The sequence below is a fragment of the Sciscionella sediminilitoris genome (assembly GCF_000737195.2).
GTDB classification, from domain to species: Bacteria; Actinomycetota; Actinomycetes; order Mycobacteriales; family Pseudonocardiaceae; genus Sciscionella; species Sciscionella sediminilitoris.
Genome location: NZ_JALM01000081.1, coordinates 85,179 through 110,733, shown reverse-complemented (window position 1 = coordinate 110,733; position 25,555 = coordinate 85,179). Strand labels below are relative to the sequence as shown.

Below are 25,555 nucleotides of genomic sequence, written 5' to 3'. Positions count from 1 at the left end.
GCCACATTGGTAGCTGTCCGAAAACACCGACCGACCCAAGGAGGGTTCATGGCCATCACCCGCACCACGAGCGGGACCGGTCTGCCGAGCGGATTCCCGTTCAGCCTCGCCGTGCAGTCCGGCACGACCTGCTTCATCAGCGGGATGCCCGCACTCGACGCGGACGGCCGCTACATCGCGGGCACCTTGACCGAGGAGGCCGACCGGGCCTGGGCCAACATCCTCGCCATCGCCGGGGCCGCGGGGCACTCCGCGGCGGCGATCGTGTTCGTGCAGATCGTGCTCGCCGATATCGAGGACTACGCCGCCGTGAACGCCTGGTGGCGCGAACAGTTCCCGGACGTCGCCGGGGCACCGGCGCGGTTCACCTTCCAGGCGGGTGCGCTGCCGTTCGGGGCGAAGATCGAGATCCAGGCGGTCGCCGCCGATGCACACTGACCCCGGGACCGCCACGGTCCCCGTGCTCACCCGGGAGGACATCGAATCCGCGCGGGTTCGGCTCGGCGGCCGGGTCCGCCGCACCCCGACGCTGCACATCGAGGCGGGCGGGTTCGGGGCAGGTGTCGGCGAATTCTGGCTGAAGCTCGAATCGATGCAGCACACCGGCGCGTTCAAGGCGCGCGGCGCGCTGAACAGTGTGCTCGCCGAACCGGTGCCATCCGGCGGGGTGTGTGCGGCCAGCGGTGGCAACCACGGTCAGGCACTCGCCTGGGCGGCGCGCGAGATCGGCGTGCCCGCGGCGGTGTTCGTGCCCGGTACCTGTCCGGAGGTCAAACGACGGCGGCTGCTCGAATACGGCGCGGAGCTGACCGTGATCGGCAAGGCCTATGACGAGTCCCTGACCCACGCCCGGCGGTTCGCGCGGGACCACGACGCGCGGCTGGTGCACCCCTTCGACCAGCTGCTGACGATCGCGGGGGCGGGCACGGTCACCGCCGAGATCTGCGCGGACACCGAAGGACTGGACACCCTGCTCGTCCCGGTCGGCGGGGGCGGACTGCTCGCGGGCGCACTGGCCTGGGTGCGCGGCACCCCGGTCCGGGTCGTGGCGGTGGAACCCGCGAACTGCCGGTGCCTCGGCGCCGCACTGGCCGCGGGCGCACCGGTGGAGGTGGCGGTTTCCGGGGCGGCGGTGGATTCCCTCGGACCGCGGCGTATCGGCTCGATCGCCTTCGGTGCCGCGCGGCGGCACGCGGTGCGGCACGTCGAGGTCAGTGACGAGGCCATCCGGGCGGCGCAGCGGCTGGCCTGGGACCGGCTCCGGATCGGGCTGGAGGGCGGCGGTGCGACCGCGTTGGCCGCGCTCACCAGTGGTGTCTACGTTCCCGCCGCAGGGGAGCGGGTCGGCGTACTGAGCTGTGGCGGCAACCTCGATATCGAAATCCTGATGGGAGACGACACATGAAAGCGCTCCTCCTCGACGCTCCCGGCGAGCCGCCCAGGATCGCGGAACGGCCGGTGCCGCAACGGGTTCCGGGCACGACACTGGTCCGCACGCTGGCCGCCCCGCTGAACCCGATCGACTTCGCGGTGGCCGCCGGGACCTTCTACGCGGGGCACCCGCCGTACCCGTACGTTCCGGGCAACGAGGTGATCGGCGAAGTACTCGAAAGCGATGAGTGGCCCGCCGGGATCACCGTCTGGGCGGGCGGCGGCGGTGCCGGAACCGCGCGCGACGGCGGGACCGCCGAGTACGCCCTCGTCTCCGATGCACAGGTGGAACCGGTCCTGAGCGGGCTGGAACCGGCACAGGCCGGGGCACTCGGGCAGGCCGGGCTCACCGGCTGGCTGGCCACCACCTGGCGGGGCGAGATCCGCCCTGCCGACCGGGTGCTGGTGCTCGGTGCCACGGGCGCGGTCGGGCGAGTGGCCCTGCAGGCGGCCCGGCTCACCGGAGCGGCCCGCGTGGTCGCGGCGGGGCGCACCGGGTCCACGCTCGGCGAGCTGTACGAGACCGGTGCGGACGAGACGGTCGAACTCGGTGACAAGGCCGCGGAATCGGTGCTCGCGGAACGGTTTCGCGCGGCCTTCGAAGGCGGTGGACCGGACCTGATCATCGATCCGCTCTGGGGAATCCCGGCAGCGGCGGCGATCCAGGCCGCTGCCCCGGGCGCCCGGCTGGTCCAGCTCGGCCAGTCCGCCGGGCCGGAGAGCAGCCTGACGAGCGCGGCGCTGCGCGGCAAACAGCTCGACATCCGTGGCTTCAGCATCCTCGCCACCCCAGCCGCGGTCCGCAGGGCCGGATACGGGGCACTCTGCGCCGCGGCGCTCACCGGCACGGTCGGCCTTCCGGTGACCAGCTTCGGCCTGGACGAGGCCGTCCAGGCCTGGCGGTCCCACGGCCGTGCGGGCGCGGGAAAGGTGGTCGTCACTCCCTGACCGGTCATTCGCTCATCCCCACGTGTCCCCGCGCGAGCCACCCGGGCACGCGCGATGGAAGGAGGAGACGTGCACACCGAGCCCCGATCCGATCCATCCGGCGGACTGCGCCGCGGCCTGAAACGCCGCCATGTCAACCTGATCGCTCTCGGCGGCGTCATCGGCGCCGGCCTGTTCGCGGGTAGCGGCGTCGTCATCCACGACACCGGCCCGGCCGCCATCATCGCGTTCCTCATCGCCGGCGCGCTGATGGTGCTCGTCATGCGGATGCTCGCGGAGATGGCCACGGCGAGACCGGCCGTCGGCGCGTTCTACGTGCACGCACGCGAGGCGCTCGGCGACCGCGCCGGGTTCGCGGTCGGCTGGATGTACTGGTACTTCTACGTTGTCGTCGTCGGCCTCGAAGCGGTGGCGGGCGGCCGGATCGTGCAGGTCTGGCTGCCGCAACTGCCGCTGTGGCTGATCTGCCTGGTCCTGATGGGCCTGCTGACCGCGACCAATCTGGTTTCCGCGCGTTCGTACGGCGAATTCGAGTACTGGTTCTCCTCGATCAAGGTGCTCGCGATCCTCGCGTTCCTGGCGCTCGGTGTGCTCTATCTGTGCGGGGCCTGGCCGGACGCTCGCCCCGGATTCGGGAATCTGGTCGCGCACGGCGGTTTCGCCCCGAACGGGATCCTGCCGATCGTGGCCGCGATCGTGCCGTGCGTGGCGTTCTACAGCGGCATGGAGATCGTCACCATCGCCGCCGCGGAATCGGCCGATCCGGTGCGCGCCGTCTCCCGTGCGATGAGCACCATCCTCGTCCGGGTGCTCACCTTCTTCGTCGGCTCGATCCTCGTGGTGATCACCGTGCTGCCGTGGGATTCGGCGGGCACCCTCGCCAGTCCCTACGCCGCGGTGCTCGGCGCGCTGCACATCCCCGGCGGGGAGACGATCATGAACGCGATCATCCTGGTGGCGGTGCTGTCCTGCCTGAATTCCTCCCTCTACACCGGATCGCGGATGCTGTTCGCGCTGACCCGCAACGGAGACGCGCCGCGCGGGCTGACCAGGCTCGGCCGCGGTGGGGTGCCGCGCAGGGCGATCCTGGCCGGTACGGTCCTCGGGTTCGTGGCGGTGATCTTCGCGTATTTCTCCCCGGATCTGGTCTTCCCGTTCATCGTCAATTCCTACGGCGCGATCGCGATGTTCGTGTACCTCATGGTCGCGGTGACCCAGTTGCGGATGCGCCGGGCCCTGGAACGGGAGGGCGCCGGGATCCCGTTGCGGATGTGGGGTTACCCGTGGCTGAGCCGGTGCACGATCCTCGCGCTGGGCGCGGTGATCCTCGGCATGGCGGTGCTGCCCGGCACCCGGGCGGAGTTCCTGCTGAGCCTGCTGACCGTGGCGGTGATCCTGGGCGCGTACCAGGTCAAACTGTGGCGGGCCGGTCGCCGGAACGGACGGGCAGCGGACGGCGGACCCGGACTCGCCGCACCGGTTCCCGGGGAACGGGGCAGCTCGTGAGGGCGCGCGGTTCGCTGGGAGCGGAACCACTGCCCTGCAGGGCCTCCGGGTGCCAGGATGGCGGAATGGCGGACATCCTCTCGTTCCAGCGGCATCGCAACCAGCGGTCGGGCGACCGGACGCACGAGGACGAGCCGGAACCGCTGTGGCGCGAGGTACTCGGTCAGCGCCTCCGGGCGACCAGGGAGGAACACGGCTGCCGCCTGGTGGACATCGCGGAGCGTGCCGGGATCTCGCCGCAGTACCTCTCCGAGATCGAACGCGGCCGCAAGGAGCCCTCGAGCGAGATGATCGCCGCGGTCACCGGCGCCCTCGGGATCGACCTCACCGGCCTGCTCACCGGCATCGTCGGGGACGTGCATCGGCAGCGGAGCACGGGACCCGTTCCCGCGAACCGGCCCGCGGGCCCCGTGCTCATGGCCGCCTGATCCGATCCCCGGCTCAGGGGCGATGGTCCAGGACGTGGTCGGCGAGGCCGTAGCCGACCGCACCCGCCGCGTCGAAGACCCGGTCCCGGTCGGTGTCCCGGCGCAGTTCGGCGATCTCGTGCCCGGTGTGCGCCGAAAGGATCTCCTCCATCTGCGCGCGCACCCGCACGACCTCGTCGGCCTGCAGGATGAGATCCGGGATCGCGCCGCGGCCCTGTGCGGCGGGCTGGTGGAGCACCACCCGGGTGTGCGGCAGTACCCGGCGGTGCCCGGATTCCCCGGCCGCGAGCAGTACCGCACTGGCCGCCACGGCCTGACCGACGCAGGTGGTGGCCACCGGAGCCTTGATGTAACGCATGGTGTCGTAGAGCGCGAGCATCGCGGAAGGATCACCGCCCTCGGAGTTGATGTAGAGGTTGATCTCCAGCTCCGGGTTGTCCTCCTCGAGATAGAGCAGCTGGGCGATCAGCGCGTTCGCCACCCCGGAATCGATCGCGGTGCCGAGGTAGACGATGCGCGCCGAGAGCAGGTGCGAGTAGATATCGGTGATCCGCTCGCCACCCGCGCCCCGGGTGATGACATTGGGGATGGTGTAGGTGCTCATGCGTTCGCTCCCGCCGTCGAGCCGAGGCCCAGCTGATGGGTGCGCACCGGCACCACCTGGCCGAGGTCCTCGACGATGTGATCGATGAAGCCGTACTCGCGGGCCTGTCCGGCGGTGTACCAGCGATCGTGCAGCGAGTCGGAGAAGACACGCTCCAGTGGTTGCCCGGTGTCCTCGGCGATGAGCCCGAGCACCGTGTCCCTGGTGTGCCGCAGATCGTCGGCCTGTACCTCGATCTCCACCGCCGATCCGCCGATCCCCGCCGAACCCTGGTGCATCAGCACCCGGGAATGTGGGAGGGCGAAGCGTTTCCCCGGGGTTCCCGCGGAGAGCAGGAACTGGCCCGCGCTGTAGGCGACGCCGAGCACCAGGGTGGACACGTCACAGGGCACGATCCGCATCACGTCCCGGATCGCGAGCATCGCCGGAACCGAGCCACCCGGTGAGTGGATCCACAGCGCGACGTCCCGGCGGGGATCCTCGCTGGCCAGGGACAGCAACTGGGTGGCGAGCACGGTTCCGTTGTCATCGTCGAGCACACCGTCGAGCACGAGCACGCGCTGGCTGAAGAACCGTTCGCGCATCCGGTGATCGAACAGCGGCTGCTTCTCGTTTTCCGTCATACCGCAGACGATGCCTTCGTCCGGCATGCCTGCGCCCGCTTTGCTGCCCTCAGCAGAACAGCTCTCGGCAGCGCGAGGCTCGGGTGGTCGACGGATGTCGTGTCGTGCGGCGGTGTTGTGCGACATCCGGGCAATGGTGGCGCTTTCCCGCGGCGGGCATGCTCTCCCGGTGGGAAGGAGGCCGGATTCGATGACGGATGTGGTGGTGATCGGTGCCGGGGTGCTCGGCGCCTCGATCGCACTGGAGCTCGCCCGCCGGGACATGCGGGTGACCGTGCTCGACAAGGCAGGCGATGCGGGGCACGGTTCCACGGGGGCCTCGAGCGCGGTGGTGCGGTTCAATTTCTCCACGCTGGTGGGGGTTTCCGCGGCGTGGGAGGCACGGTTCGGCTGGCAGGACTGGGCCGGGCATCTGGGCGCCGAAGTGGGGGAGCTGGCCCGGTTCGAACGCTGTGGGCTCGCGATGCTGGATGTCGACGCGGCACCGCGTTCGGCGTATCTGCCGTACTTCGACGAGGTCGGGGTGCCGTACGAGCAGTGGTCCGCCGCCGAACTGCGCGAGCGGATCCCGGGAATCGACGCGGGCCGGTACTGGCCACCGAAACCGATCACCGAGGACCGGTTCTGGGACGAGGCAACGGAAACGCTCGGCGCGGTCTACACCCCGGACGCGGGATTCGTGACCGACCCGCAGCTGGCCGCGCGGAACCTGGCCGATGCCGCACGCGCGCACGGGGCCGAGTTCCGGTTCCACGCCGAGGTCCGCGCCATCGCCCGGGCCGGGGACCGGGTGCGGGCGGTGACGCTCACCGACGGGACCGTGCTCCCGTGCGCGGTGGTTGTGAACGCGGCGGGCCCGTGGTCCGGGCGGATCAACGAACTCGCCGGGGTGGGTTCGGAGTTCACGGTGCGCACCCGCCCGATGCGCCAGGAGGTCGCGCACCTGCGGGCCCCGCGGGGCGACGGGATCGGGATCGCGGTCGCGGACATGGATCTGGGCACCTATATGCGCGGCGAGTCCGGCGGCGGGCTGCTGGTCGGCGGCACCGAGCCGGAATGCGATCCCTTCGACTGGGCCGATGATCCGGACGGTGTGCACCCGCACCCCACGATGGCGGTGTTCGAGGCGCAGGCGACCCGCGCGGCGCGGCGGTTCCCGGAGCTGGCGGTGCCGAACCGGGCCCGCGGGGTGGTGGGGGTCTACGACGTGGCCGCGGACTGGACACCGATCTACGACCGCACGGACCTCGGCGGGTACTACGTGGCCATGGGCACCAGCGGGAACCAGTTCAAGAACGCGCCGGTGGTGGGGAAATTCCTGGCGGCGATCATCGAGCAGACCGAGCGGGGCATCGATCACGACACGAATCCGGTGCGGTTCACCGGCGAACACACCGGCCGCGTGCTCGACCTCTCCGCGTTCTCCCGGAAACGCCCGTACAACGCGGAGAACTCCGGCACGGTCATGGGTTGATCAGGTGAGGAGCACCGGACGAATGAGTGATACCGAGATTCCGGAGACACGCATCGGCACGGAAACCGATGAGGCGGCCGGGGTGCGGTTCCCCGACCCCTACCGGTGGCTGGAGGCCGACACCGCGGAGGTGAACCGCTGGCAGGACGCGCAGGGCGCGGCGGCGGCCGCCTATGTGCGGGACTGGCCGCACTTCGAGCGGATGCGCGAACTGGTGGAACGGTACGACAGCGAGCGGTTCGGCTCGGTACCGGCGTTCGCGGGTGGGTACTGGTTCCGGATCGAGGCGGTTCCCGGGGCCGAGCGGCCCAGCGTCCTGATGTCCGGGGAACCCTACGGCGAGGGGCGGGTGCTGTTCGACCCCGGGACGGAGAACCCGGCGAAACCGCCGTTCCCGTCCTGGATCTCGCCCGCACCCGATGGCCGCGTGCTCGCCGTCGGGGTGTGCACGGATGGCAGTGAGCGCAACACGATCCGCCTGGTGGACACCGAAACCGGCGCGCTGCTCCCGGATCCGCCGCCGCAGCCCCTCAAGGACAGCTGGACCGGCGGAGCGAAATGGCTGCCGGACTCCTCCGGGTTCTACTTCACCGCGACCGATGCGGACCCGGTCAGCGCGGCACACCGGATCGTGCTGCACCTGCGCCGCGGTACACCCTCCACTGTGGACATCGAGGTGCCGTGGCTGCCCGGGGACGATTACCGCGCCGTGCTCGCCTCGGCCGACGGGCGGCGTCTCGTCGCGGTGCAGGGACTCTTCGATCCCGTTCCGGTGGCGGTGGCGGAACTGACCGATCCGGGCGCGCCGCACTGGCGGCCGTTCGTCACCGATCCCGCGCTGAACCTCGCGGGTTTCCTGCTCGGCGAGGAATGGATCGCGGTCACCGACGCCGGGGCGCCGCGCGGCCGGGTGGTGGCGGTCGGCCTGGACAGCCCGGACCCGAACGATCCGGGCACCTGGCGCACGGTCGTGCCCGAGTCCGAGGCGGTGGTGCGGGCGGTGCGCCCGGTCGGGGATGTGCTCTACGTGCACGAGTTCCTCGACACCTACGCGGGGCTGCGCATCGTGGACCGGGAGGGTACCCCGCGGGGAACGGTGGCGCTGCCCGGCAACGGCGCGCTCGGCGAGCTGCCGTTCGCCATCATGAACATCCTCGGCCCGGTACCCGAGGACCAGCTGGTGTTCTCGTTCAGCACACTGACCAGTTCCTGGGGTACCTACCGGCATCGGCCGGGCACCACCGTGCTGGAGACCCTGCGCGAACCCGCCACCCGGTTGGAGAACTGCGTGGTCGAGGACGGCTGGTCCACCTCGCCGGACGGCACCAGGGTGCCCTATCACCTGGTGCGGCGCCGCGATCTCGCGCTGAACCGGCCACGCCCGGCACTGTTGTGGGGTTACGGCGCGTTCGGCGCGCCCTGGCTGCCCCAGTTTCCCGGTGCCATGGCGGCATTCGTCGCCTCCGGCGGGGTGTTCGTGCACACGCATCTGCGCGGTGGCGGGGAACTGGGCCGGGACTGGTGGGAACAGGGCCGTATGCGGGGTAAGCAGAACGGGTACGCGGACCTGTACGCGATCGCCGAGGACCTGATCGCCACCCGGGTCACCAGCCCGAACCTGCTCGCGCTCTCCGGTGCCTCGAACGGCGGACTGCTGGCCGGGGTGGGTGCGACGCAGCGGCCGAACCTGTTCCGCGCGGTCGTGCCGCGGGTGCCGCTGCTCGACCTCATCGGCGCCTGCCGGGACGGCTACGACCGGTGGGTGATCGACTCGGATTTCGCGCGGGTGGACGATCCCGAGGAGATCCGCCGCCTCGCCGGGTTCTCGCCCTATCATCTGGTGCGTGAGGGCGTGGACTATCCGGCGGTGTTCATCGAGGCGGGGCACACCGATCCGCGCTGTCCGCCGTGGCACGCGCGCAAGTTCGCCGCCCGCATGCAGGCCGCCACCGCGGGGGACTCGCCGGTGCTGCTGCACATCTGGCGCGATTCCGGGCACGGCTGGGCCACCGACCGGGAATTGCTGCTCACCCAGGAGACCGAGTCGCTGGCCTTCCTGGCGAAAGTCCTCGGCCTGACCCCACCGGACTGATCCGCGCGATACCGATCCGCGCGATACCGATCGGCGCGGTCAGGAGACCGAGCGCATCCCGCGCGGATCGGCCGCGGCCGGTTCGTTGCGGTAGGCCGCGGCGAGGGCCCGCAGCTTCAGCCCCAGATGCAGGGTCAGCCGGTCCTCGCCGCGGTTCAGCGCACAGCCGCTGAGCCGCTCGATGCGTTTGAGCCGGTGGTACAGCGTGGCACGGTGCACGGTGAGCTGCGCCGCGGTGCGCGCGACATCCCCCGCGTTGTCCAGGTAGGCCTCCAGGGTGGCGAGCAGCTCGGTGGATCCGTTCTCGAGCGCGCGCAACGCGGGCACCTCCGAAGCGGCGAGCAGGTTGTCCGCGGGCATGGTCAGCAGCAGTTCGTACGGTCCCAGCTCGCCCCATCGCGCGACCGGACCGAGCGAGGGGATCAGCGCCGCCCCGCGTGCGGCGAGGAACGCCTGCCGATAGGAATCGGCGATGTGCCCGATCCGGTCCACCACCCCGCCGATCCCGAGCACCAGCCGCCCGCTGCCGTCGGTGAGCCGGGCGAACCGCTCGGTCAACCGTGCGCAGATCTCGTCCAGTTCCTGGCGCGCGGGCGGTTTCCGCCTGCCGAGCAGCAGCCAGGCCCTGGACCGGTTGGCGGCCATGAGCGCGGACCCCGTGGTGGTCGGATGCAGGTTCCCGGCCTCCTCCACCGCGGACTCCAGCGCGACATCCTCGGAGGCGGCCCCATCCGGGCCGAGCCGCTGCACCCCGATGATCTGGAACCGCACGCCCTCGCTCGGGAACAGCTGCTCGGCCCGCAGATCGTCCACCGCCTGGGAGCGGACCGCGCGATCGGTGGACACCAGCTCCCACAGGATCGCCTCGTGCCGGGCCTTGGTGCGCTCGTGCACGACGAGGCGCCGGTAGAGCACCGCCCCGGCGCGGTCGGCGACCTCCCGCGCGGCCTTGCGATGCCGTTCGCTGAACGAGGAGCCCGAATCGATCAGCCACAGGTAACCGAGCAGCAGCCCGGCACAGCGGATCGGCGCGCACAGCCGGTGCCGCGCCTGCTCCACCGGGGCGGCCAGCTTGCCCGGGCCGGTCCACTGCGCGATGCCCTGCGCGAACACCAGCTCGCGGATCTCCGGCTCGATCGAGCGGTTGAGCACCGAGGAGACCCGCAACTCGTCCTCGTCGCCGAAGTGCCTGCTTGCCGCGAGCAGCCGGAGCGAGGGATCGTCGATCGCCACCGAGCGCTGCAGCCGTTCGGCCAGATCGTCGACGATCTCCTGCAGGTCGTCCGCCATGGCCCGCGCACCTCCTGTCGAACACCGTGCCCGACCCCCACTGTGCACCGGTGCGGCCAGGAAGGCGAGCGACAGATGATGCGTGCAACATACCGATGGTGCGACAGTTGACGCGGATGGCTCCCGTCAGGCGTTCGCCGGGAGCTTGCGCAGGGTGAACCAGAGGAACAGGGGTTCCTTCGCCCACCGCGAGGCGGGACTGTCCGCGTCCACCCCCTCGATGGCGGGTTCGCGGACGGCCGTGACGGCAAGGCCCGCGGCGTTCAGCGCGCCGATGTAGTCCTGCAGCGGCCGGGCCCAGCCGGAGAATCGCATGGTCAGCCCGTCCCGGCTGTCCACCGAGTCGAACCGTTTCTGCTCGAAGTAGCTGCGCCCTTCGGTTTCCATCACCTGCTCGGTGAACGGGTGCACCACGGAGACGAACGCCTCGCCCTCATCGGCGAGCACCCTGGCCAGTTCCCGGGCCGCGCCGGGCAGATCGTCCACATCCATGAGCATGTTGTAGGAGACGACCTTGTCGAAGGCGCCGTCGGCGAAGGGAAGTCCGGTGATCGGCGCGATCCGGTAGGCATCGGCCGAATCCGCCGCACGCGCGGCCTCCACCAGTGCCTCGACCACGTCGACCGCCGTGACCGTGTAGCCGAGGGCGCGCAGCTCGCGGGAAACGCGGCCCTCACCGCAGCCGACGTCGAGCACGTTTCCCTTGCCCGCACCGAGGAACTCGCGCAGCGCGCCGACGTAGTTCCAGAAGACATCGTGCCCAGGTGTCCTGGCCCATGCGATCCACTGATCGGCGACTTCGGTCCAATGCCGTTGATCCCTTACCGTGTCCATGAGCGGCATTCTTGCGTCTCACGCGGGAGGTGTCATCCGCGTTTCGGCCGGTGCCCGCGCTATTCGGCCGGTCGCGCGCCGCGCAGGATCCGCACCTCGCTGAGTACCACCGGGCATCCCGTGATGAGCGGGCCGATCCGGTCCAGGAAGGCCGCGATCCGGTCCGGCCGGTCGATCAGCACCACCTCGACCGGCATCCGTTCCCAGGAGCTCACCAGCCGTTCGGTGTGCAGCGCACCGGATGTGCCGTAGCCCTCGCAGCCGTGCAGCACGGTCGCCCCGGTCAGTCCTTCCCCGGCGGCGCGGTGCACGATCTCGCTGAACAACGGCTTGCCGTGGCAGCGATCGTCGTCGTGCAGGTGGATGCTCGCCCGGGTTCCCGGCTCGCCCGTGTCCATGGTGGCTTCAGTGCTCGAGGAGTTCGACGTGTTCGAGGGTCATCATGCCCTCGAGGGGCAGTTCCTCCAGATCCCGCACGAACTCCGAGACCGGCTCCGCCTCGTCGACGATCGTGATCACCATCGGCAGTTCGTCGTTGAGCCGGAACACGTGTTCGGTGTGCACCCGCCGATGCGTTCCGAATCCCTCGATTCCGTGCTGGACCGTGGCTCCGGCCAGCCCGGCACGCCGCGCCCGGTGCACGATCTCGGCGTAGAGCGGTGCCCCGTGCCAGGTTTCCCTGTCGCTCACGTAGATCGTCAACCGGACGCGTTCCATGGTCTCGCCTCCCGGGTCCGTGCTCGAGGCTCACTTCAAGTGCACCCCGCGTCCGGGCATCAGTCAACTTCTCAGTACAGCCGTGCCGAATCCGCGGTGATCTCCGCGGTGAGTTCCCGGCCGCCGAGACGCAGCCGCTCGACCCGCAGTGGCCGGTACCGCTGCGGGACGGCCGGGGCGAACCGGCGCTGCCCGGTGGCCACCTGCGGATCGAGCCGGAGCAGCGTGCGCAGCAGGGAGAGCGGGGTCGCCGAGGCCCAGGCCTGCGGTGAGCAGGAGGTCGGATAGGGGACCGGTGCGGTGAAATCCGCGCGGTCGAACCCGCAGAAGAGTTCGGGAAGCCGGTGCTGGAAATGGCTGCTGGCGTCGAGCAGGGCGACCGCGAGGCGGGTGGCCTGCTCCACGAATCCGTAGCGGGCGAGCCCGGCCACGCACAGGGCGTTGTCGTGCGGCCAGACCGATCCGTTGTGATAGCTCAACGGGTCGTAGGCGGTCATCGTGGCGGCCAGGGTGCGGATTCCCCAGCCGCTGAACAGTGCGGGCGACCGCAGCCGGGCGGCGAGTTCGGGAGCCCGGCGCCGCTCGGCGATCCCGGTCCACAGACAGTGGCCGATGTTCGAGGCCAGTGCGTCGATCGGGCGCTTGTCCGCGTCCAGGCCGAGTGCGTAGGCGCCGGTCCAGGGCAGCCAGAACTTCTGGTCGAAGCGCCGTTTGAGTCCGTCCGCACGGGTGCGCAGTTCGCGGGCACGGTCCGGATCACCGAAGTCCTCGGCGATCCGGGCGCGAGCGCGATAGGCGGCGTACACATAACCCTGCACCTCGGCGAGCGCGATCGGCGGCCGCGCCAGTGTTCCGTCGGCGTAGGCGATCGCGTCCCAGGAGTCCTTCCAGCCCTGATTGAGCAGGCCGCTCTCGTTCGCGCGCCGGTACTCGACGAACCCGTCACCGTCCCGATCGCCGTATCGCTCGACCCAGTCGATGGCCCGGTCGGCGTGCGGGAGCAGTTCCTCGATCGCGGCCGGGTCCACGCCCCAGCGGTGCAGTTCACCGAGCAGCAGCACGAACAGCGGGGTGGCGTCGATGCTGCCGTAGTAGGCGCGCCCGCCGCCGAGGGTGAGGGTGCTCGTGGCGCCGAACCGCATCTCGTGCAGGATCTTGCCCGGCTGCTCCTCGGTGGCCGGATCGACCCGGTCCCCCTGCTGCGCGGCGAGGGTGCGCAGGGTGCCGAGCGCGAGCTGGTGGTCGAAGGGCAGCAGCAGCCAGGAGGTCAGCAGCGAATCCCGCCCGAACAGCGCCATGAACCAAGGGGATCCCGCGGCGACCACGGCGTTCCCCGGGTGTTCCGGGTCGAACATCCGCAGCGAGCCGAGGTCTTCGACGCTGCGGTGCAGTGTTCGCGCGAGGTCGGGGTCGTTCGTCTGCACCGAGGGCCCGGCCGCTCGCCAGGCGCGCAGCTGACGGGCCGGTGCCGCGTACTCGATCGGGTAACCGCAGGGATGCCGCAGTTCCACGGCCTCCGCGCCATCCTGGAACCGGACCTCGACGCAGGCCCGCCAGCAGCCGCGGGCCGGGATGTGCGCGGTCCAGCGGAGTGTGGTCTCGGCGAGCTCCGGCGTGGGTTCGGCGCCGATCCGGACCTGGACCCGTTTCCCGGCCTGCTCGCGGCGGAACGACAGGGTTCCGTTCGCCGCACTGCTGTGCACCGGTTCGTGGTGGGTCACCCGGTTGTCCTTGACCTCGAACAGATCGGCGAAGTCGGCCCCGGCATGCAGGACCACCGTGGGTTCCACGGGCCGGTGACCGAGGTTGCGCAGTTCGATATCGGTGCGCAGCCCGCCGCCGACCGAATGGCGCAGCAGCACGAGCAGGTGCGGGGAATCGCGGTCGGTGGCCAGCCGCCCGATCACGGTGGCGGTGTAGGGATCGCCGTGCTGGATGCTGAGCGGTTCCGCGGTGGTGCCGTCGACGCGCAGCTCCCACCGGTTGAGCAACCGGGTGTCCCGGACGAACAAGCCGTGCGCGCGGCCCGGCTGGATCCGCCCGGCCTGGTCGGTGATGCAGAACGAGGTGCCCTCGATGAGGGTGAGCGTCGCGGATCCGATGGGCGCGGGCGAGTCCTCCGGCGACCACGGGTTCGCCATCGTCAGCACCTTCGCCGGGGTGAGTGTTCCAGCAGCTCAGTGTAGAGGCGTTCGTGGTCGGCGGCCATGCGGTGCAGCGAGAAGTGCCGCTCGGCCGAGGACCGGCACAGTGGGCGCTCGATACTCGCCAGCTTGTCCACGGCGATGCCCATCTCCTCCTCGTCCGCGCACAAGAAGCCGGTCTCGCCGTCCGCCACGATCTCGGGTGCCGCGCCGTTCGGGAAGGCGAGGACCGGGGTACCCGAACCCAGCGCCTCGGCCATGACCAGACCGAAGGGTTCCGGCCAGCGGATCGGGTTCAGCAGCACCTCGGCCTCCCGGAACAGTTCCAGCCGCCGGGGAAGCGGTTGTTCCACAGGCGGTGCGTCGTCCGGGCCGAGCAGCGGGCGCACCGCCTCCTCGAAATAGGCGCGCTCGGCGGGTTCCCGGATTTTCGTGGCGATGACGAGTTCGCGACCGGCCCGCTTGGCCACCCGCACGGCGTGGTGCACGCCCTTGTCCGCGCACATTCGCCCGACGAACAGCGCATAGCCGCCGGTGCCCGATCCCGGGCGGTACTGCTCGAGATCGATGCCGTGGTGGATCACCGCGCTGATGGGAACCGTGCCCGCGCTGCGGGCCTGGGAGTGCGAGATGGCCACGATGGCGGCGTGCTCGGCGGAGCGGGTGTAGAGCCTGCGGGCCGCGGCGGTGAACGGCCCGTGGTTGGTGGCCACCACGGGCACCCGGGCGTGCGGCGCGCCGAGCAGCGGTCCGAGCATCGTGTGGTCGTGGATGAGGTCCACACCAGCGTTCCTCAGCTCCTCGTAGCCGGCGAGCACGTGCGCCGCCTCGGGAATGCTCGCCCCGATCGGTTCGCAGGCCAGCTCGTACAGGCTCGCGGTGTCCACCGGGCAGGTCGATTCCCCGAGGCTGAACAGGGTGATGTCGTGCCCGCGAGCGCGCAGCCCGCGGGCGAGGTTGTCGATGACGGCCTCGGTACCGCCGTACGCGGGTGGGGGAACCGGGAGCCAGGGCGGAGCGATCAGTCCGATGCGCATGGCGTGCTCGTTCGCACCAGCATTCCCGATTCCCACCACCAGCCGATCGCGCAGGCCGCGCATTCGAACAGCGGTTCACCCTCGGTGCCGGCGTTGAACAGTTCCTGTTCTCCGCATGCCGGGCAACGAGCCGGAACCGCGAAGGCGGCGGGGAAATCGAGTTCTGCCGTGTAACGGTTGTCCATACTGTCCATACCGATCAGCACACCGGATCGGGCACCGGGTGTTGAAGGGGACAATGACCCCGGGTCAAGGGGAAAGAGGCATGTCCACCACCAGGATGGGGGAGTTCAGGCCTTCGGTTCGGGGCGGGCGATCAGGACCGGGCAGGGTGGGTGGTGCAGGAGGTTGTGGCTGGTGGATCCGAGCAGTAGTCCGGTGAATCCGCCGTGGCCGCGGCTGCCGATGACGAGTAGTCGGGCGTTCTCGGCTTGTTCGCGCAGCAGGTGGGCCGGTTTGTCGCGGGCGACGATGCGGCGCACGGTGACTTCGGGGTAGTGCTCCTGCCATCCGGCGAGGCGTTCGGCGAGGATTTCGTCCTGTTCGGTTTCGTGCCATTTCCATTCGGCGACGGCGAGGCTGGCGCGGGCGTAGGCGATGTCGGAGACGTAGTCGGTCCAGGTGTGCACGGCGCGGAGTTCGGTATCCCGTAGTGCGGCTTCTTCGAAGGCCCAGGCGATGGCGGTTTCGCTGGCGGGGGAGCCGTCGATGCCGACGACGACGGGTCCGGTTTCGGGGACGTGATCGTGGATGACGGCGACCGGGCAGTGGGCGTGTGCGGTGGTGGCCGCGCTGGTCGAACCGAGCAGCATTCCGCTGAAGGTTCCGGAGCCGCGGGAACCGAGCACCAGCAGCTTCGCGGTTTCGGAGAGTCTGGTCAGTAACCGCACCGGGTGTTCGCGTTCGAGCACGGTGGAGATCGCCAGTTCGGGATGGTGCTTACGGGCCGCGGTCGTCGCCTCGGCGATGTGGGCGCGGCCTTCGTGCTCGACCGCGTCGAAGTAGACCGATGGCGGTGTGAGGTTCTTGCCGTAACCGGCTTTCGGAACACCGATCGCATGCACGATCCGCAGGGCCAGATTGCGTGCGTTCGCCTGCTCGGCCGCCCATTCGACGGCGAGCAGTGCCGTGGCGGAGCCGTCGATGCCGGCCATGATCGGCGGCGGCCAGTCGAGAGTGCTCATCGCGTTCGTCCTTTCTCGGCGCGGGCATCCGGGGCTTCGCCGGGATTCTCGGCGGTGGCCGATCCGGACGGGATGAGCACGACCGGGCAGTGCGCGTGCCGCACGCAGTACTGGGCAACACTGCCGACGAGCGCATCGGCGAGCCGTCCCCGGCCGTGGCTGCCGAGCACGAGCAGTTGGGCGTGGGCACTGGCGCTCACCAGAGTCTCGGCCGGTTTGCCCTGCAGCAGCTCCGTGCTGACCGGTGAACCGTCCCGGTCTCCGTCCGTGGCGGCGACGGTGTCCTCGAGCCGCTGCCGATAGATGGGGTCGGGTCGCTCCTCGCGCATCGCGGGAAGCCCGCCGAGATCGGGCGGACCGGAGGAGAGGAACTGGGCCATGCGCCAGACGAGCACGGCCCGTATCGGGCACGCACGGCGCCTCGCCTCGGGCAGCGCCCAGTGCAGTGCCGCGAGGCTGTACTGACTCCCGTCGATACCCACGATGATCGGTTTTGTCTGGCTGATCGACATGGTGGCCTTCCCGCTGCGCGATCCCGGACTGTCGAGCGTGCGCTTACCCATGACATTCCGGACAGGGCCGGGTGTCCGCGGCGGCGATGTCTTAGGTCCCCGTCTTGGGTCCCCGGCCGGTTCGCCCCAGTGGGGCCGGGGAACGGGACCGCGCGATGACCTTCGGCTCTACCGGGTGCCGGATCGCGCTGCGACGCTCGGGCGTTGCGGCGAAAGTGGGTCGGTGCACCGATGTGCCGATATGGCTATGCTGATGAGAACCTAGGCAGCTCGGGTTCGGGACCCGCGCAGCGGGACGGACAGTGGTGAAAGACGATCGGGCGACGCGGGTCTGGACGACGATCGCGCTGCGGGCCAGCCGGGAGAACGCGCCGATGTCGGTGCGGCACGCCTGCCTGGCCTGCGCCGAAGCCGCCTCCGCGGGACGGGCGAGTCTGGCGCTGACCGGGCGCCTGGATGCCCTGGTTCCCGAATACGTCACCGACGCTCAGGCCGGCGCGATGGTGGAGTTGCAAGTGACGGTGGGCGAGGGGCCCGGGCTGGAGGCGCTCGCCTCGGGGAAGCCGGTGCTCACCGAGGATCTCGCGGCCCCGGCGAGCGCGCGCCGCTGGCCGGCGTTCGCGCACGAGGCCGTGCTGCTCGGCACCCGCGCGGTGTACAGCATTCCGCTCGCCCTCGGCGCGATCCGGGTCGGGGTACTCGAGCTGTACGGCGAAACCCCGCACGTGCTCCAGAACGGGATCCTGCTGGACACCCTGGTGTACGCCGATACCGCACTGCTGCTCCTGCTCGATGCGCGCAGCGGAATCGTGCCTGCGCTCAACGGTGAGAACCGGGTGCAGGACGCGCCGCCACTGTGGCACGCTGAAGTTCATCAGGCCGCCGGGATGATCTCGGTGCAGTTGGGCATCTCCGTGCTGGACGCCCTGGTGCGCCTGCGCGCCTACGCGTACGGCCATGACCAGAAGCTCGCCGAGGTCGCGCGTTCGGTCGTGGAGCGGCGGCTACGGTTCCGTCCGGACGAGGCCGGAACGCCGGACGATGGCGAGCAGGGAAAGGAAGAGTCATGACCGGGCCGCACTCGTCGATCGCGAAGACCTTCGTGTTACTCGCCGATACTTTGGTCACCGACTTCGATCTGGTCGAGTTCCTCTACCTGCTCGCCGACCGGTGCCAGCAGGTGCTCGAGGTGGACGCGGTCGGCATTCTGCTCGCCGACAACCGCGGACAGCTCAACGTGGTGGCCGCCTCCAGCGAACGGGCGCGGGTGCTCGAGCTGTTCCAGCTGCAGAACGCCGAGGGGCCGTGCCTGGACTGCTACTACACCGGACGGCCGGTCAGCTGCCCGGACCTCGCCGAGGAGACCGAGCGCTGGCCGCGGTTCAGCCAGGAGGCGCTGAGTGCCGGATTCACCGCCGTGCACGCGCTGCCCATGCACCTGCGGGAGGAAGCGGTCGGCGGGGTGAACCTGTTCACCACGGCCCCGGGCAGGCTCGATCCGGAACTGCTCGCGGTCGGGCAGGCGCTCGCGGATGTCGCCACGATCGCCCTGCTGCACGAACGGGTCAGCCGCGATCGGGAGCTGCTCGCCGAGGAACTGCAGTCCACGCTCAACGGCAGGCTTGCCATCGAACAGGCCAAGGGAATCCTCGCCGAACGCCGGGGAATCGGCGTCGACGAGGCATTCGGCGAAATCCGCCGGTACGCCCGCGGTCACGATCGGAAGCTGGTCGAGATCGCCGAGGCGGTGGTCACCGACGATCCCGCCGCGGCCGAGCTCACCGGCCGGACCTTCGGCGAGGAGTAGCGGTGTAGAACGCGGCGCAGGCGCCCCGTGTGGACACCATCGGCGCGCCGAGCGGAGTACGCGGGGTGCACCGGGTCCCGTAGGACGCGCAGTCGATCGGCGGTTTCGTACCGCGCAGGATGTCGCTTGCGATGCAGCCGGAGTGCCCGGTCGTATGGAGCTCACCGAAGCGCAGTTCGGCGTCGTATTCGGCGAATTCCTCGCTCAGCCGCAGGCTGCCGGGCGCGCGCCTTGCGGTGCCGCGCCAGCTCAGCCCGGTCACCCGGAACACCCGGCCGACCAGGTCCCGGCCCGCGAGGGCACCGGACTCGCGTGCCGCGTACCGGTTCTCCACCCGCGCCTGCCCGGATTCGAGCTGATCGGTCGCCGCCGCGATGCCCTCGAGCAGGTCCAGCGGTCCGGGCCCGGTGACCACGATCGGCACCCGGTACCGCGCCGCGATCGGCTCGTATTCGGTCCACCCCATGACGGCGCAGACCTGACCCGCCGCCAGGAAGGCCTGGACCCGGTCGTCCGGTGCTTCGAGGGTGGCGGTGATCGCGGGCGGCACCAGGGAATGGCCCACTAGCACGCGGAAATTGCCGAGTCCGCGCGCCTTGGCGTGCAGCACGGCCCGCGCGTTCGCCGGTGCCGTGGTCTCGAACCCGGCGGCGAGGAACACCACCTCGCGGTCCGGGTTGCCCTCGGCGATGCGGACCGCGTCCAGGGGACGGCGCACGGCGCGCACATCGCCGCCGCGAGCACGGGCACCGAGCAGGTCACCGCGGCCGCCCGGAAGCCGGAGCAGTTCCGGGGCGCCGGTGAGGATCACGTCTTTCCTGGCCGCGATCGCGACCGCCTTGTCGATGGTCTCCGGTGGTAGCGCGCATCCCGGGCAGCCGGGGCCGGGGAGCAGGGTGATGTCCCGTGGCAGGAGTTCGGTCAGCCGCCCGCGGCTCCGGGTGTGGCCGCCGCAGACATCCATGATCGTCCAGGCACGGGTCGTGCTCGATCGCAGCCTCGCCAGCAGCCGCCGCCGTTCGAGCAGGGGGTCGCGGTGGTCATCGAGGTGTTTCATGCGCCCAGCTCCGTATCGGGCCCGCCGAAGAGGAGTCCCACCATGGACCGGCTCCCCGGAGAGCCTGTAGAGCACAAGGTCACCCCGCCGCCGGTATTGCCGTTCCTCCGGTGCCTGCCTAGCCTGGATCGGCAGGATCCGGCGGGACAGGAGGCGGTATGCGCGCCTGGCGAGTACTCCGCCCCGGTCCCGGGGACGAGGGCGAGTTCGCCCTCCAGGACGAGCCGCGCCCACGGCCGGAACCGGGCGAGCTGCTGGTCCAGGTGACCGCATGCGGGGTGTGCCGGACCGACCTGCACGTGCGCGACGGTGATCTTCCGGTGCATCGTCCCGGCGTGGTTCCCGGGCACGAGGTCGTCGGCACGGTGACCGCGCTCGGTGCGGGGGCCCGCGGGTTCGCCGAGGGCGACCGGGTGGGTATCCCGTGGCTGCGGCACACCTGCGGAAGCTGTCGTCATTGCCGGGCGGGACAGGAGAACCTGTGCCCGGAATCGCGGTACACCGGCTGGGACCACGACGGTGGCTATGCCGAGTACGCGACGGTGCCCGCCGCGTTCGCGTTCGCCATGCCGGATGGCTATCGCGATACCGAACTCGCGCCGCTGCTGTGCGCGGGCATCATCGGCTATCGCGCGCTGCGCCGGGTGAGCCTGCCGAAGGCCGGACGGCTCGGTATCTATGGCTTCGGTGCCAGCGCGCATCTGGCCGCGCAGGTGGCGCTGGCCGAAGGGGCCACGGTGCACGTGCTCACCCGCAGTGCCCGGGCCCGCGAGCTGGCGCTCGAACTCGGTGCCGCCTCGGCGGGTTCCGCCACGGAAACACCACCGGAACCACTGGACGGGGCGATCCTGTTCGCTCCCGCCGGGGAACTGGTACCGCCTGCCATGCAGGCCCTCGATCGCGGGGGAGTGCTCGCCGTGGCCGGGATCCATCTCACCGCCATCCCGGAACTGCACTATCAGCGGCATCTGTTCCAGGAACGCGAACTGCGCAGCGTCACCGCCAACACCCGCGCGGACGCCCGGGAGTTCCTGAACTTCGCCCAGCGGAACCCGTTACGGGTCACCACCAGCCCGTACCCGCTACTGCGTGCCGATCGCGCGCTCGCGGACCTCGCCGCGAACCGGGTCACCGGCGCGGCCGTACTCCAGCCGTAGGCATTCACCGGGTGCGTTCGTAGTGGCGGCGCGCCTTTTCCCGGTTGCCGCAGACCGCCATCGAGCACCAGCGGGCGCGGTTGGCTCGGCTGCGGTCGAGCAGGAACAACCGGCACTCCTCGTTGGCGCAGGGGCGCAGCCTGCCGGGCAGTCGTTCCTCGGTCGCGGCCCAGGCGAGCACGATCTGCACGGCCAGCCGGGCATGCGGGGGAGTGCGGACCGTCCAGTGCAGACCGTCCGCGGTGAGCTCCGGAACCTGATGGACGCCGTCGAGCAGTGGATGCAGGACGGCGGGGGAACTGTCCCCGCGCACCACCGCTTCCAGGAGGTCCCGCGCCTCGCGCAGCAGTCCCAGTTCCGCGCGGCTGCCCTCGCCGCCGTGCTCGCGCGCCCACTGCCTGCCGCCTGCCGGGTCGCCGAGCGCGTCCTGTTCCTCCCCGTTGATCAGCGGCCTGCTGTTGAGCAGGTCCAGCAGTGCGTCCATGGTGCGCCATCCTCTAACCAGATCGAATCCATTGACAGGTTAGTGCATCGCGTGCTTGTCTGGCCAGGACCTAACCGGATCACAATTTCGAAGAGGTTAGACATGACTTCGGTGCACCACAGAACCGCCACCGTTCGCGGTCACGAGATCTTCTACCGCGAGGCCGGCCCGGCCGGGGCTCCCGCGATCGTGCTGTTGCACGGGTATCCGACGAGCTCGTTCATGTTCCGCGAGCTCATTCCGCTGCTGGCCGGCGACTACCACGTCATCGCGCCGGATCACCTCGGTTTCGGCCGCTCCGCCGCTCCGGGTGTGGCCGAGTTCGACTACACCTTCGACGCGCTCGCCGGGCTCACCGCGGAACTGCTCGGGCAACTGGGCCTGGACCGTTACGCCATCTACGTCCAGGACTACGGCGCCCCCATCGGCTGGCGGCTCGCGCTCGACCATCCGGAACGGATCACCGCGATCGTCACCCAGAACGGCAACGGGTACGAGGACGGATTCGTCGACTCCTTCTGGAACGACGTCTGGGCCTATGCGGCGAATCCCGGTCCGGACACCGAACCCGCCGTTCGTGCCGCGCTGAGCCGGGATGCCATCCGCTGGCAGTACCTGCACGGCGTGCCCGATCCGAGCGTGGTCAGCCCGGACACCTGGGAGCACGACTTCGCCCTCGTTTCCCGTGCGGGCAACGACGAGGTCCAGCTGGCACTGTTCCGCGACTACCGGAACAACCGCCCGCTGTACCCGCGGCTGCACGAATTCCTGCGTGGCAGCGAAGTTCCGGTGCTCGCGGTGTGGGGCCGCAACGACGAGATCTTCGGCCCGGCAGGCGCGCAGGCCTTCGCCCGCGATGCCCGGGACGCCGAGGTGCACCTGATCGACGGCGGGCATTTCCTGCTGGAGAGTCACCTGGACGTGGTCGCCCGTTACCTGCGCGGTTTCCTCGGCCGGGTGCTCCACACGAACTAAACAGAACGGTATAGGGCCGCGCTAGGGTGGGCGGATGCCGGACGTCATCGACTGGACCCCGAAGGCTCGCGCGGTGCTCGAGGCCGCGGCGGAACTGTTCTACGCGCACGGAATCCACGCCGTCGGGGTCGATGTGATCGCCGAGCACGCGGGGGTCACCAAGAAGACCCTCTACGACCGGTTCGGTTCGAAGGAGCGGTTGGTCGTGGAGTATCTGGCCGAACGGGACCGGCAGTGGTGGGCGTTTCTCGACCGGTACCTGGAACGGACCCGGCCGGATTCGGTGGCCCGGGTCGCCGCGGTCTTCGAAGCGGCGGCACGGTGGGCGTGCGAGCGGGGCCGGAAAGGGTGCGCGATGATCAACGCGCACGCGGAGATCGGCGATCCGGAGCATCCGGCCTATGCGGTGCTGACCGGGCAGAAACGCCGGATGCTCGCGCTGTTCACCGAGCTGGCCACGCGGGCGGGCGCCGACGAACCGGAATCGGCCGGTGCGCACATCATGCTGCTGCACGAGGGCGCGCTCGTCTGCGCGGGTATGCACAGCCTCGAGGACGCCTTCACCCGCGCGGGTAAGGTCGCCGTGGATCTGTTGCGCTGACCGCGCCGTCCGCGGGACCGGGCTAACCTGGTCCGCGAACTCCCGAGAACCGGCAGAGGAGCCGAACATGTCAGAGAACGCGGATGTCGTCGTCGTCGGAATGGGGCCGGGTGGGGAGCATGTCGCGGGCTCGCTCGCCGCGGCCGGGCTGGACGTGGTGGGGATCGATTCCCGGCTGGTGGGCGGGGAATGCCCGTACTTCGGGTGCGTGCCGAGCAAGATGATGATCCGCGCGGGGAACTCGCTCGCCGAGGCGCGCCGGGTGCCGGTGCTGGCCGGGGATGCGCAGGCGCGCGCGGATTTCGCGCCGGTGGCGAAGCGGATCCGGGAAGAGGCCACCACCGACTGGGACGATGAGATCGCGGTGCGCCGGTTCACCGACAAGGGCGGCCGGTTCGTGCGCGGGCGTGGCCGGGTGACCGGTCCGGACACGGTACGCGTCGGGGACCAGGAGTTCACCGCGAAGCGGGCGCTCGTCCTGGCCACCGGAACCGATCCGGCGATACCGCCGATCCCGGGTCTCGCGGATACCCCGTTCTGGACGAACCGGGAGATCGTGAAGGTCGAACAGGCACCGGAATCGATGGTGGTACTCGGTTCGGGGGCGATCGGCATCGAACTCGCGCAGGCGTTCGCCCGGTTCGGTACCGCCGTGGACATCGTCGAGATGGCCGACCGGGTGCTGCCCATCGAGGAACCCGAGGCGAGCGAAGTGCTGGCCGGAGTGCTCGCGGCGGAAGGGATCGGGGTGCACACCGGGCAGGCCGCCGAACGGGTCGCGCACGATGGGAAGCGGTTCACGGTGTCCCTGGGCTCGCGCGAGCTCACCGCCGAGGCGCTGCTCGTTGCGGCCGGGCGCACCGTGGATCTCGCCGGGCTCGGGGTCGGCGCGCTCGGCCTGGACACCGGCGGCAGGGCCCTGGAGACCGACGCCTTCCTGCGGGCCGCCGATGGGGTGTACGCGGTCGGGGACATCACCGGCAAGGGCGCGTTCACGCACATGTCGATGTATCAGGGGCAGATCGTGGTCGACCACATCCTCGGGCGGGACACGATCGGCGCCGAGTACCACGCCGTGCCGCGGGTGACGTTCACCGATCCGGAGGTCGGCGCGGTCGGCCTGACCGAACAACAGGCCAGGGAACGCGGTTACCCGGTGCGCACGGCCACCGCACAGGTTCCCTCCTCGGCGCGTGGCTGGATACACAAGGCGGGCAACGAGGGGATCATCAAGCTGGTCGAGAACACCGACTCCGGGGTGCTGCTCGGGGCGACCAGTGCCGGCCCGCACGGTGGCGAAGTGCTCTCCGCCCTCGCGGTCGCGGTGCACGCCAAGGTCCCGGTGCGGCGGCTGCGGCAGATGATCTACGCCTACCCGACCTTCCACCGCGGCATCGAGGACGCGCTCGGTCAGCTGGCGTGAGCGTCCCCCGGCACGCCAGCTGGCTGGAGCTGTTCTTCGATCTCGTCGTCGTGGTGGCGGTGAATCAGCTCGCGCACCTGCTGCACGGTGGCGCCGCGCACGGCCCCGGCGCGCTGGACATCGTCGCCTTCTTCACCCTGTATCTGGCGATCTGGCTGGTGTGGGTGACCTTCACGCTGTACTCGAGCGTCGTCGCCGAGAAGGTACGCGTGTCGGCGATGTTCGTCGGCATGGCCGGGATCGCGGTCATGGCCGCCGCGGTGCCGCACAGTATGGACGGCCGCGCCGCGGTGTTCGCCGCCGCCTACCTGGCCACCACCGCGATCGGGTCCGGCGCGTTCCAGCGCTCCGGGAAGGTCGTGCTGAGCTGGACCGCGGCTTCCCAGAACGCCGGTCTGGTGCCGTGGATCGTCTCCCTCTGGGTCGGAAACCCGTGGGCGAAGCTGGGACTGTGGCTGTTCGGGCTCGCGCTCACCATGACGGTCAGTGTGTTCGCGAGCCGTGGGGACCACGACGAACTGCTCGCGCGGCTGAACGAACGGGTGCGGCGGCGGGCCGAGCCTCGGCTCCCGGCTATCGAGGCCGCGCAGCTGGACACCCGGCATCTGGGGGAGCGGCTGGGCCTGTTCGTGATCATCGTGTTCGGTGAGGCGATGCTGCAGGGCGTGCGCGCGGTGGCGGGCGTCGGAAACTGGCGGCCGGGCGCCGGTGCGGGCTGGTTGCTGTTGCTCGCCGTGGTCTCCGCGTTCCTGCTGTTGATCACCCTGTGGTGGCTGAACATCCGGTACGGTTTCGCCGAAGAGACCCGGTTCCCGCCCGCGGTGGCGTTGCCCGCGCACTTCGTGGTGATCGCCTCGGTCACGACCGTCGCCGCCGGTCTCGGTGCGGTCGCCGCCGGACCGGCCGCGCACCTCGCCGCGTCCTCGGCCTGGCTGATGTGCGGCGGCACCTCGGCCTTCCTGCTGGTGATCGACCTGCTGGTGGCCCACGCGCGCCGCTGGCCGCTGCGCGTGGCCGCGGTGCTGGTGCCGTTGGCGGCCGCGCTGTCGGCGCCCTGGGTGCCCGCCGCGGTGCTCGTGACCGCGATGGCCGTGGCGGCCGGTGCTCAGCTGCTTGCCTTGCGCACCAAGCGGATCACCGAGGCTTGATCAACTTCGGCGGGCTGTTGACACTGCCCCCAAGTCGCCCTACCGTTCCTGCAGACGAAAAACAAATTCCATATTACAG

At 70.4% G+C, this 25,555-nt stretch carries 27 protein-coding genes; 14 read left to right on the top strand and 13 right to left on the bottom strand.

From position 1 onward, the window contains the following. Positions 1 to 48: 48 nt before the first annotated feature. The 5 genes from AD72_RS27820 to AD72_RS27800 all read left to right on the top strand — a co-directional run bounded on the left by AD72_RS27820 (position 49) and on the right by AD72_RS27800 (position 4,313). On the top strand, positions 49 to 438 hold the full coding sequence (locus AD72_RS27820) for a RidA family protein (RefSeq protein ID WP_051899093.1): 390 nt from the start codon (positions 49 to 51) through the stop codon (positions 436 to 438). Further along, positions 428 to 1,405: a serine/threonine dehydratase gene (locus AD72_RS27815; RefSeq protein WP_031469577.1), complete on the top strand. Its 978-nt coding sequence runs from the start codon at positions 428 to 430 to the stop codon at positions 1,403 to 1,405. Before AD72_RS27820 ends, AD72_RS27815 begins: the two co-directional genes overlap by 11 nt. After that, positions 1,402 to 2,379 (top strand): quinone oxidoreductase family protein, encoded by a 978-nt coding sequence (locus AD72_RS27810; RefSeq protein WP_037347531.1) that lies wholly within the window; start codon positions 1,402 to 1,404, stop codon positions 2,377 to 2,379. The genes AD72_RS27815 and AD72_RS27810 overlap by 4 nt, the downstream gene beginning before the upstream one ends. 69 nt (positions 2,380 to 2,448) lie before the next feature. Beyond that, positions 2,449 to 3,885, top strand: coding sequence for an amino acid permease (locus AD72_RS27805; protein ID WP_037347530.1), 1,437 nt, complete (start codon positions 2,449 to 2,451; stop codon positions 3,883 to 3,885). 65 nt (positions 3,886 to 3,950) lie between these two features. Further along, a complete protein-coding gene (locus tag AD72_RS27800) occupies positions 3,951 to 4,313 on the top strand; it encodes a helix-turn-helix domain-containing protein (RefSeq protein ID WP_031469574.1) in 363 nt (120 codons plus the stop codon). Positions 4,314 to 4,326: 13 nt separating this feature from the next. Here AD72_RS27800 and AD72_RS27795 read toward each other — a convergent pair whose 3' ends face one another. Next, the gene (locus AD72_RS27795; RefSeq protein WP_031469573.1) at positions 4,327 to 4,917 is read right to left on the bottom strand and encodes a ClpP family protease; all 591 of its coding nucleotides are present in this window, start codon (positions 4,915 to 4,917) and stop codon (positions 4,327 to 4,329) included. Continuing rightward, a complete protein-coding gene (locus AD72_RS27790) occupies positions 4,914 to 5,540 on the bottom strand; it encodes a ClpP family protease (protein WP_031469572.1) in 627 nt (208 codons plus the stop codon). The genes AD72_RS27795 and AD72_RS27790 overlap by 4 nt, the downstream gene beginning before the upstream one ends. A 190-nt stretch (positions 5,541 to 5,730) precedes the next feature. On the opposite strand from AD72_RS27790, the gene AD72_RS27785 reads away from it, so the two are divergent. Together AD72_RS27785 and AD72_RS27780 are read left to right on the top strand one after the other, a co-directional pair. Further along, the gene (locus tag AD72_RS27785) at positions 5,731 to 7,014 is read left to right on the top strand and encodes an NAD(P)/FAD-dependent oxidoreductase (protein ID WP_031469571.1); all 1,284 of its coding nucleotides are present in this window, start codon (positions 5,731 to 5,733) and stop codon (positions 7,012 to 7,014) included. 22 nt (positions 7,015 to 7,036) lie between these two features. After that, the gene (locus AD72_RS27780) at positions 7,037 to 9,106 is read left to right on the top strand and encodes a prolyl oligopeptidase family serine peptidase (protein WP_031469570.1); all 2,070 of its coding nucleotides are present in this window, start codon (positions 7,037 to 7,039) and stop codon (positions 9,104 to 9,106) included. 39 nt (positions 9,107 to 9,145) lie between these two features. On the opposite strand, the gene AD72_RS27775 is transcribed toward AD72_RS27780, so the two are convergent. The 9 genes from AD72_RS27775 to AD72_RS27735 all read right to left on the bottom strand — a co-directional run bounded on the left by AD72_RS27775 (position 9,146) and on the right by AD72_RS27735 (position 16,875). Beyond that, the gene (locus tag AD72_RS27775) at positions 9,146 to 10,396 is read right to left on the bottom strand and encodes a helix-turn-helix domain-containing protein (RefSeq protein WP_031469569.1); all 1,251 of its coding nucleotides are present in this window, start codon (positions 10,394 to 10,396) and stop codon (positions 9,146 to 9,148) included. Positions 10,397 to 10,522: 126 nt separating this feature from the next. Continuing rightward, positions 10,523 to 11,230: a class I SAM-dependent methyltransferase gene (locus tag AD72_RS27770; protein ID WP_031469568.1), complete on the bottom strand. Its 708-nt coding sequence runs from the start codon at positions 11,228 to 11,230 to the stop codon at positions 10,523 to 10,525. Between the two features lie 59 nt (positions 11,231 to 11,289). Next, positions 11,290 to 11,628, bottom strand: a complete 339-nt coding sequence (locus tag AD72_RS27765) for a DUF190 domain-containing protein (protein WP_031469567.1) — start codon at positions 11,626 to 11,628, stop codon at positions 11,290 to 11,292. A gap of 7 nt (positions 11,629 to 11,635) precedes the next feature. After that, complete coding sequence (locus AD72_RS27760; RefSeq protein WP_031469566.1) at positions 11,636 to 11,947, bottom strand: DUF190 domain-containing protein; 312 nt, start codon at positions 11,945 to 11,947, stop codon at positions 11,636 to 11,638. A 71-nt stretch (positions 11,948 to 12,018) separates the two neighbouring features. Continuing rightward, a complete protein-coding gene (locus AD72_RS27755; protein ID WP_051899090.1) occupies positions 12,019 to 14,088 on the bottom strand; it encodes an amylo-alpha-1,6-glucosidase in 2,070 nt (689 codons plus the stop codon). 2 nt (positions 14,089 to 14,090) lie between these two features. Next, on the bottom strand, positions 14,091 to 15,128 hold the full coding sequence (locus tag AD72_RS27750; protein WP_031469564.1) for a glycosyltransferase family 4 protein: 1,038 nt from the start codon (positions 15,126 to 15,128) through the stop codon (positions 14,091 to 14,093). Further along, the gene (locus AD72_RS27745) at positions 15,113 to 15,322 is read right to left on the bottom strand and encodes a hypothetical protein (protein ID WP_156365399.1); all 210 of its coding nucleotides are present in this window, start codon (positions 15,320 to 15,322) and stop codon (positions 15,113 to 15,115) included. The genes AD72_RS27750 and AD72_RS27745 overlap by 16 nt, the downstream gene beginning before the upstream one ends. Before the next feature lie 96 nt (positions 15,323 to 15,418). Continuing rightward, positions 15,419 to 16,312 (bottom strand): universal stress protein, encoded by an 894-nt coding sequence (locus tag AD72_RS27740; protein ID WP_031469562.1) that lies wholly within the window; start codon positions 16,310 to 16,312, stop codon positions 15,419 to 15,421. Beyond that, positions 16,309 to 16,875, bottom strand: coding sequence for a universal stress protein (locus AD72_RS27735; protein WP_051899089.1), 567 nt, complete (start codon positions 16,873 to 16,875; stop codon positions 16,309 to 16,311). The genes AD72_RS27740 and AD72_RS27735 overlap by 4 nt, the downstream gene beginning before the upstream one ends. A 251-nt stretch (positions 16,876 to 17,126) precedes the next feature. Between AD72_RS27735 and AD72_RS27730 the strand changes: the two genes are divergently transcribed. Both AD72_RS27730 and AD72_RS27725 read left to right on the top strand, forming a co-directional pair. Next, a complete protein-coding gene (locus AD72_RS27730; RefSeq protein ID WP_051899088.1) occupies positions 17,127 to 17,894 on the top strand; it encodes a GAF and ANTAR domain-containing protein in 768 nt (255 codons plus the stop codon). After that, on the top strand, positions 17,891 to 18,631 hold the full coding sequence (locus tag AD72_RS27725; RefSeq protein ID WP_037347529.1) for a GAF and ANTAR domain-containing protein: 741 nt from the start codon (positions 17,891 to 17,893) through the stop codon (positions 18,629 to 18,631). The genes AD72_RS27730 and AD72_RS27725 overlap by 4 nt, the downstream gene beginning before the upstream one ends. On the opposite strand, the gene hypD is transcribed toward AD72_RS27725, so the two are convergent. Continuing rightward, positions 18,603 to 19,688, bottom strand: coding sequence for a hydrogenase formation protein HypD (gene hypD, locus AD72_RS27720; RefSeq protein WP_031469558.1), 1,086 nt, complete (start codon positions 19,686 to 19,688; stop codon positions 18,603 to 18,605). The genes AD72_RS27725 and hypD overlap by 29 nt on opposite strands. Positions 19,689 to 19,846: 158 nt before the next feature. Between hypD and AD72_RS27715 the strand changes: the two genes are divergently transcribed. Next, entirely contained in the window at positions 19,847 to 20,845 is a 999-nt protein-coding gene (locus tag AD72_RS27715; protein ID WP_031469557.1) for a zinc-binding alcohol dehydrogenase family protein, read from the top strand. A gap of 4 nt (positions 20,846 to 20,849) precedes the next feature. On the opposite strand, the gene AD72_RS27710 is transcribed toward AD72_RS27715, so the two are convergent. Continuing rightward, a complete protein-coding gene (locus AD72_RS27710) occupies positions 20,850 to 21,329 on the bottom strand; it encodes a CGNR zinc finger domain-containing protein (protein WP_031469556.1) in 480 nt (159 codons plus the stop codon). A gap of 102 nt (positions 21,330 to 21,431) precedes the next feature. Here AD72_RS27710 and AD72_RS27705 point away from each other — a divergent pair, with 102 nt between their 5' ends. The 4 genes from AD72_RS27705 (at position 21,432) to AD72_RS27690 (ending at position 25,476) form a co-directional block, all read left to right on the top strand. Then, the gene (locus AD72_RS27705; protein WP_031469555.1) at positions 21,432 to 22,304 is read left to right on the top strand and encodes an alpha/beta fold hydrolase; all 873 of its coding nucleotides are present in this window, start codon (positions 21,432 to 21,434) and stop codon (positions 22,302 to 22,304) included. A gap of 34 nt (positions 22,305 to 22,338) precedes the next feature. Next, a complete protein-coding gene (locus tag AD72_RS27700; protein WP_031469554.1) occupies positions 22,339 to 22,905 on the top strand; it encodes a TetR/AcrR family transcriptional regulator in 567 nt (188 codons plus the stop codon). A gap of 67 nt (positions 22,906 to 22,972) precedes the next feature. Beyond that, positions 22,973 to 24,328: a dihydrolipoyl dehydrogenase family protein gene (locus AD72_RS27695; protein WP_031469553.1), complete on the top strand. Its 1,356-nt coding sequence runs from the start codon at positions 22,973 to 22,975 to the stop codon at positions 24,326 to 24,328. Next, complete coding sequence (locus tag AD72_RS27690) at positions 24,325 to 25,476, top strand: low temperature requirement protein A (RefSeq protein WP_051899087.1); 1,152 nt, start codon at positions 24,325 to 24,327, stop codon at positions 25,474 to 25,476. Before AD72_RS27695 ends, AD72_RS27690 begins: the two co-directional genes overlap by 4 nt. Positions 25,477 to 25,555 lie beyond the last annotated feature (79 nt).

Coding starts and splice junctions, on each gene's coding strand:
- AD72_RS27795 (WP_031469573.1), bottom strand. CDS start 4,917: ATGAGCACCTACACCATCCCCAATGTCATCACCCGGGGCGCGGGTGGC.
- AD72_RS27715 (WP_031469557.1), top strand. CDS start 19,847: ATGCGCGCCTGGCGAGTACTCCGCCCCGGTCCCGGGGACGAGGGCGAG.
- AD72_RS27740 (WP_031469562.1), bottom strand. CDS start 16,312: ATGAGCACTCTCGACTGGCCGCCGCCGATCATGGCCGGCATCGACGGC.
- AD72_RS27755 (WP_051899090.1), bottom strand. CDS start 14,088: ATGGCGAACCCGTGGTCGCCGGAGGACTCGCCCGCGCCCATCGGATCC.
- hypD (WP_031469558.1), bottom strand. CDS start 19,688: ATGAAACACCTCGATGACCACCGCGACCCCCTGCTCGAACGGCGGCGG.
- AD72_RS27820 (WP_051899093.1), top strand. CDS start 49: ATGGCCATCACCCGCACCACGAGCGGGACCGGTCTGCCGAGCGGATTC.
- AD72_RS27735 (WP_051899089.1), bottom strand. CDS start 16,875: ATGGGTAAGCGCACGCTCGACAGTCCGGGATCGCGCAGCGGGAAGGCC.
- AD72_RS27750 (WP_031469564.1), bottom strand. CDS start 15,128: ATGCGCATCGGACTGATCGCTCCGCCCTGGCTCCCGGTTCCCCCACCC.
- AD72_RS27760 (WP_031469566.1), bottom strand. CDS start 11,947: ATGGAACGCGTCCGGTTGACGATCTACGTGAGCGACAGGGAAACCTGG.
- AD72_RS27785 (WP_031469571.1), top strand. CDS start 5,731: ATGACGGATGTGGTGGTGATCGGTGCCGGGGTGCTCGGCGCCTCGATC.
- AD72_RS27810 (WP_037347531.1), top strand. CDS start 1,402: ATGAAAGCGCTCCTCCTCGACGCTCCCGGCGAGCCGCCCAGGATCGCG.
- AD72_RS27800 (WP_031469574.1), top strand. CDS start 3,951: ATGGCGGACATCCTCTCGTTCCAGCGGCATCGCAACCAGCGGTCGGGC.
- AD72_RS27770 (WP_031469568.1), bottom strand. CDS start 11,230: ATGGACACGGTAAGGGATCAACGGCATTGGACCGAAGTCGCCGATCAG.
- AD72_RS27765 (WP_031469567.1), bottom strand. CDS start 11,628: ATGGACACGGGCGAGCCGGGAACCCGGGCGAGCATCCACCTGCACGAC.
- AD72_RS27705 (WP_031469555.1), top strand. CDS start 21,432: ATGACTTCGGTGCACCACAGAACCGCCACCGTTCGCGGTCACGAGATC.
- AD72_RS27775 (WP_031469569.1), bottom strand. CDS start 10,396: ATGGCGGACGACCTGCAGGAGATCGTCGACGATCTGGCCGAACGGCTG.
- AD72_RS27780 (WP_031469570.1), top strand. CDS start 7,037: ATGAGTGATACCGAGATTCCGGAGACACGCATCGGCACGGAAACCGAT.
- AD72_RS27790 (WP_031469572.1), bottom strand. CDS start 5,540: ATGACGGAAAACGAGAAGCAGCCGCTGTTCGATCACCGGATGCGCGAA.
- AD72_RS27700 (WP_031469554.1), top strand. CDS start 22,339: ATGCCGGACGTCATCGACTGGACCCCGAAGGCTCGCGCGGTGCTCGAG.
- AD72_RS27695 (WP_031469553.1), top strand. CDS start 22,973: ATGTCAGAGAACGCGGATGTCGTCGTCGTCGGAATGGGGCCGGGTGGG.
- AD72_RS27745 (WP_156365399.1), bottom strand. CDS start 15,322: ATGGACAGTATGGACAACCGTTACACGGCAGAACTCGATTTCCCCGCC.
- AD72_RS27815 (WP_031469577.1), top strand. CDS start 428: ATGCACACTGACCCCGGGACCGCCACGGTCCCCGTGCTCACCCGGGAG.
- AD72_RS27710 (WP_031469556.1), bottom strand. CDS start 21,329: ATGGACGCACTGCTGGACCTGCTCAACAGCAGGCCGCTGATCAACGGG.
- AD72_RS27725 (WP_037347529.1), top strand. CDS start 17,891: ATGACCGGGCCGCACTCGTCGATCGCGAAGACCTTCGTGTTACTCGCC.